Source organism: Pseudomonas sp. RW10S2, from assembly GCF_014268985.1.
Taxonomy (GTDB): Bacteria; Pseudomonadota; Gammaproteobacteria; order Pseudomonadales; family Pseudomonadaceae; genus Aquipseudomonas; species Aquipseudomonas wayambapalatensis.
Map to the genome: position 1 here is coordinate 1 of NZ_JABWRO010000194.1, position 5,209 is coordinate 5,209.

Annotated in this window: 5 protein-coding genes; 3 read left to right on the top strand and 2 right to left on the bottom strand. The window is 63.1% G+C overall.

The features are described 5' to 3' along the window. Together HU729_RS24770 and HU729_RS24775 are read right to left on the bottom strand one after the other, a co-directional pair. On the bottom strand, positions 1 to 224 hold a 224-nt coding region (locus HU729_RS24770), incomplete at its 3' end, for an RNA methyltransferase PUA domain-containing protein (protein WP_186711850.1). Between the two features lie 124 nt (positions 225 to 348). Next, positions 349 to 1,755: an adenosylmethionine--8-amino-7-oxononanoate transaminase gene (locus HU729_RS24775; RefSeq protein WP_186711851.1), complete on the bottom strand. Its 1,407-nt coding sequence runs from the start codon at positions 1,753 to 1,755 to the stop codon at positions 349 to 351. A gap of 275 nt (positions 1,756 to 2,030) precedes the next feature. Here HU729_RS24775 and HU729_RS24780 point away from each other — a divergent pair, with 275 nt between their 5' ends. From HU729_RS24780 to HU729_RS24790, 3 genes are all read left to right on the top strand, one after another. Continuing rightward, the gene (locus tag HU729_RS24780; protein ID WP_186711852.1) at positions 2,031 to 3,803 is read left to right on the top strand and encodes a flavin monoamine oxidase family protein; all 1,773 of its coding nucleotides are present in this window, start codon (positions 2,031 to 2,033) and stop codon (positions 3,801 to 3,803) included. 217 nt (positions 3,804 to 4,020) lie between these two features. Further along, complete coding sequence (locus HU729_RS24785) at positions 4,021 to 4,572, top strand: cytochrome b (RefSeq protein ID WP_186711853.1); 552 nt, start codon at positions 4,021 to 4,023, stop codon at positions 4,570 to 4,572. Between the two features lie 34 nt (positions 4,573 to 4,606). Beyond that, entirely contained in the window at positions 4,607 to 5,185 is a 579-nt protein-coding gene (locus HU729_RS24790; protein ID WP_054894828.1) for a YceI family protein, read from the top strand. Positions 5,186 to 5,209: the final 24 nt, after the last annotated feature.

Sequence of the window (5,209 nt, forward strand, 5' to 3'; positions counted from 1 at the left end):
GAGTCGGGCTGGCCGGACAGGGCCTGGTCGAGGCTGACGCGCACGGATTTCTTGCCCACTTCGAGCAACTGGCCGAGGTATTCCTGGCCGCTGCCGTCGAACAATTGCACGGCGGCGCCGGCGGTCATGCGCAGCACGCGGCCGATGTAGTGGGCCTGGGCCTCGGGCAGCTCGTGCTCACCAAGGCTTAGCGGGGCGTCGATGAAGAAGCGGGACAGTCTCATGGTTTGGCTCGGAATAGGGGGGCGGGGACATCGTCCTCTGTAGGAGCGGGCTTGCCCGCGAATGCGTCAATGGCAGCACCGCAGCATCCGCGGGCAAGCCCGCTCCTACAGGGTTAGGTGATAGTTAGCCCGGATCGCGGAAGTCGGGATGGAAATCGGCCGGCACCGCCACGCTGACGCTGTCACGGGTGGCGATATCGATGCCTTCGCTGGCCACTTCGGCCAGGAAGTCGATCTGCTCCGGGGTGATCACGTAGGGCGGCAGGAAATACACTACGCTGCCCAGCGGACGCAACAGCGCGCCGCGCGCAAGGGCATGCTCGAAGACCTTCAGGCCGCGGCGTTCCTGCCATGGGTAGGCGACCTTGCCGGCCTTGTCCTTGACCATCTCGATGGCCAGGGCCATGCCGGTCTGGCGCACTTCGGCCACGTTCGGGTGATCGACCAGGTGCGCGGTGGCGCTGGCCATGCGCGCCGACAGCGCTTTGTTGGCGTCGATCACCTGGTCCTGCTCGAAGATGTCCAGGGTCGCCAGCGCCGCGGCGCAGGCCAGCGGGTTGCCGGTATAGCTGTGCGAATGGAGGAAGGCGCGCAGGGTCGGGTAGTCGTCGTAGAAAGCCTGGTACACGTCATCGGTGGTCAGGCAGGCGGCGAGCGGCAGGTAGCCACCGGTCAGGGCCTTTGACAGGCAGAGGAAGTCGGGGCGGATACCGGCCTGCTCGCAGGCGAACATCGTGCCGGTGCGGCCGAAGCCGACGGCGATTTCGTCATGGATCAGGTGCACGCCGTACCGGTCGCAGGCTTCCCGCAGCAGCTTGAGATAGACCGGGTGATACATGCGCATGCCGCCAGCGCCCTGGATCAGCGGCTCGACGATGACTGCGGCGATCGTGGCGTGGTGTTCGGCCAGGGTCTGCTCCATGGCTGCGAACATGTTGCGCGAGTGCTCCTCCCAACCCATGCCTTCGGGGCGCAGGTAGCAATCGGGGCTGGGCACCTTGATGGTGTCGAGCAGCAGGGCCTTGTAGGTTTCGGTGAACAGCGGCACATCGCCGACCGACATCGCGGCGATGGTTTCGCCGTGGTAGCTGTTGGTCAGGGTGACGAAGCGCTTCTTGGCGCCTTGGCCCTTGTTCTGCCAGTAGTGGAAGCTCATCTTCAGCGCCACTTCGATGCATGACGAGCCGTTGTCGGCGTAGAACACCCGGTCCAGCCCGGCCGGGGTCATGGCCACCAGGCGCTCGGACAGCTCGATCACCGGCTGATGGCTGAAGCCTGCAAGGATCACGTGTTCGAGCTGGTCGACCTGGTCCTTGATGCGCTGGTTGATGCGCGGGTTGGCATGGCCGAAGACGTTGACCCACCAGGAGCTGACGGCGTCCAGATAGCGCTTGCCCTCGAAGTCCTCGAGCCAGACGCCCTCGCCACGGCGGATCGGGATCAGCGGCAGGCTCTCGTGGTCTTTCATCTGGGTGCAGGGGTGCCAGAGGACCTTGAGGTCGCGCTGCATCCACTGTTGATTCAGGCCCATGTGGCAGATCTCCTGGCTGGGGTGGCGTGTAGGACGGTGTAAGCCTAAGCAAAGGCACCCACAGGAACAACCTTGGGTTTTGTGCTGGCTTCTGCAGGAGCGGGCTTGTCGGGGCGCCGAACCGCCGCAAAGGAGCCACCACAGAAACCTGAACCATTCGAAGCACTTGATAGCGCTGTGCTGGCAGGCTCCCAGGACCTGACGTATTCTTAACGCATCTCTCCCGGGGAAATCCTCCCCGCTTACATTTCGCTTCTGATCCGGAGTTCGCCGACATGGCTGCTGCTTGGGTGCGCCTGTGCGCGTTGGTATTGATTGGTGCATCCAGCGCGGGTGCGCTGGCAAAGGACAAGACCCCCACGGCGATTGTCGTCGGCGGTGGCCTGGCAGGTCTGACGGCGGCCTACGAGCTGCAGGCCAAGGGCTGGCAGGTGACCCTGCTCGAAGCCAAGAGCGGCATGGGTGGCCGTTCGGGGCTGGCGACCAGCGAGTGGATCGGCAACAACAAGGCGCAGCCGGTACTCAATCAGTACCTGGACCGCTTCAAGCTGGAAACCTTGCCTGCGCCCGAGTTCGTGCGTACCCCAGGCTACCTGATCGACGGCGAGTACTTCAGCGCGGCCGACCTCGCCACCAAGCAGCCCGCGACCGCCGAGGCGATCAAGCGCTACGAGAAGACCCTCGATGACCTGGCCCGTTCGATCGATGATCCGCTGAACCCGGCTGCCAACAGCACGCTGTTCGCCCTCGATCAGATCAACGTCTCCACCTGGCTGGACAAGCTGCAACTGCCGGCGACCGCCCGTCAGTTGATCAACCAGCAGATTCGTACCCGCTATGACGAACCCTCGCGCCTGTCGTTGCTCTACTTCGCCCAGCAGAGCCGGGTCTATCGTGGGGTTGGCGATCGTGACCTGCGCGCCGCACGCCTGCCCGGCGGCAGCCCGGTACTGGCACAGGCCTTCGTCAAGCAACTCAAGACCATCAAGACCAGCTCGCCGGTCACCTCCATCGTCCAGGACAAGGACGGCGTCACCGTCAAGGTGGGGGCTGTGGGCTACCAGGCTGACTATCTGGTCCTGGCCGTGCCGCTGCGCGCGCTGGCCAAGATCCAGATGACGCCGGGGCTGGACAATCAGCACCTGGCGGCGCTCAAGGGCACTAACTACGGCTGGCGCGACCAGTTGCTGCTCAAGTTCAAGAACCCGGTGTGGGAGAGCCGCGCGCGCATGTCGGGCGAGATCTTCAGCAACGCAGGCCTGGGCATGCTTTGGATCGAACCGGCGCTCAAGGGCGGTGCCAATGTGGTGATCAACCTGTCCGGCGACAACGCCCGCCTGCTGCAAGCCTTCGGTGACAAGCAGATGGTCGACCAGGTGCTGATTCGCCTGCATGCCTTCTACCCCCAGGCTCGTGGCGCCTTTACCGGTTACGAAGTCAAGCGCTACAGCACCGACGCCGGCACCGGCGGCGCCTACCTGGCTTACGGGCCTGGGCAGATCAGCAAGTACTGGCGTCTGTGGGAGCGACCGGTGCAACGTGTCGCCTTTGCTGGCGAGCACACCGATGCACTTTACCCGGGCACCCTGGAAGGCGCGCTGCGCAGTGGCCAGCGTGCTGCGGGCCAGATCGAGGACCTGGCTGCCGGCAAATCCTTCGATCCAGTGGTCAAGGCGGCGCCGGTCGCTGCAGCTGCTGCGGGCGCTGCAGCGGTGGGTGCGGCAGCCGGCAAGGACAAGCCTGGCTTCTTCTCCCGCCTGTTCGGTGGCGACGATAAACCGGTGGCCAAGGCCGAGCCGGTGGCCAAGGTGGATGAACCGACACCTGCGCCGCCAGCTCCGGCACCGGCAGCCGCACCTGCGGCGCCTGTGGCCAAGGAGGAGCCCGTCAAGGCTGCGCCGGCCAAGGCCGCACCTGCCAAGCACGTACCCGCGCACAAGCCGCCTGCCAAGCAGGCCAGCAAGCCGGAGCCGGTGAAGAAGGCGGCCGCAAAGGCAGAGCCCGTCAAGAAGAAACCTTCGGCCGACACTCAGGCCAAGGCGAACTGATTGACCATGGCGGGCACCTCGTGGCGTTGCTGCGAAGTGCCCGCGATAGCTCCTACCCTGACAACTCCCCCGCGCCCGCTTATTGTTAATGTTGACTTAATTGGATGAATTCAAAATAAGCTATCGGTTTATTCGATAATAAAAAGCGGACTTTTCCGCTTTAATTCGATATTTATCGCGTTATCTTGTGCACAGCTTTCACGGGGAATACGCCAACATGCAACTGCGCAATTCTGCTTCTCGCTATGGTGCGGTCAGCATCTTCCTGCACTGGGGCGTGGCCCTTGTCGTATTCGGGTTGTTCGGTCTGGGTCTGTGGATGGTCGGTCTCGACTATTACGATCCTTGGCGCAAAGCCGGGCCCGACCTGCACAAGAGCATCGGTCTGGTATTGCTGGCAGTCATGCTGCTGCGCGTACTCTGGCGTTTGATCAGCCCACCTCCACCGGCTCCGGCCAACCACGGGTCACTCACCCGCGTGGCCGCCAAGCTGGGGCACCTGGCGCTGTATCTGGGGTTGTTTGCGGTGATGGCCGCCGGCTACCTGATCTCCACTGCCGACGGTGTCGGCATTCCGGTCTTCGGTCTGTTCGAGGTGCCGGCGCTGGTCAGCAACCTGCCCGATCAGGCGGACACTGCCGGTGTGATTCACCTGTACCTGGCCTGGGGGTTGGTGATCTTCGCCATCCTGCATGCCCTGGCAGCCTTGAAGCACCATTTCATTGACCGTGACGCGACCCTGACTCGTATGCTGGGCCGCAAAGCTTGACTCTCAACCTCAATTGCAAAGGAAGGAAGTAAGGATGTTGAAAAAGACTTTTGCCGCCCTGGCGCTCGGTACCGCTCTGATTGGCGCTGGTCAGGCCATGGCCGCTGACTACAAGATCGACAAGGAAGGCCAGCACGCTTTCGTCGACTGGAAGATCAGCCACCTGGGCTACAGCTTCATCCACGGCACATTCAAGGACTTCGACGGTTCGTTCTCCTGGGACAGCGCCAAGCCTGAAGCCAGCAAGATCAGCGTCGACCTGAAGACTGCCAGCCTGTGGTCCAACCATGCCGAGCGTGACAAGCACATCGCCAGTGCCGATTTCCTGGATGTGAAGAAGTATCCAGACGCCAAGTTCGTCTCCACTGCCGTCAAGTCCACCGGTGACAAGACTGCCGACGTGACCGGCGACCTGACCCTGCATGGCGTGACCAAGCCGGTCACCTTCAAGGCCGTGTTCAACGGCGAGGGCAAGGACCCGTGGGGTGGCGAGCGCGCTGGCTTCAACGCCAAGACCACGCTGAACCTGAACGACTTTGGCATCAAGGGCCCAGGCCCGACTTCCCAGACCCTGGATCTGGACATCAGCCTGGAAGGCGTGAAGCAGAAGTGATTCGCGTCATCTGAAACGAAAAAA

Bases quoted from the DNA above. Each gene is read 5' to 3' on its own strand.
- HU729_RS24775 (WP_186711851.1), bottom strand. From the start codon at position 1,755: ATGGGCCTGAATCAACAGTGGATGCAGCGCGACCTCAAGGTCCTCTGG.
- HU729_RS24780 (WP_186711852.1), top strand. From the start codon at position 2,031: ATGGCTGCTGCTTGGGTGCGCCTGTGCGCGTTGGTATTGATTGGTGCA.
- HU729_RS24785 (WP_186711853.1), top strand. From the start codon at position 4,021: ATGCAACTGCGCAATTCTGCTTCTCGCTATGGTGCGGTCAGCATCTTC.
- HU729_RS24790 (WP_054894828.1), top strand. From the start codon at position 4,607: ATGTTGAAAAAGACTTTTGCCGCCCTGGCGCTCGGTACCGCTCTGATT.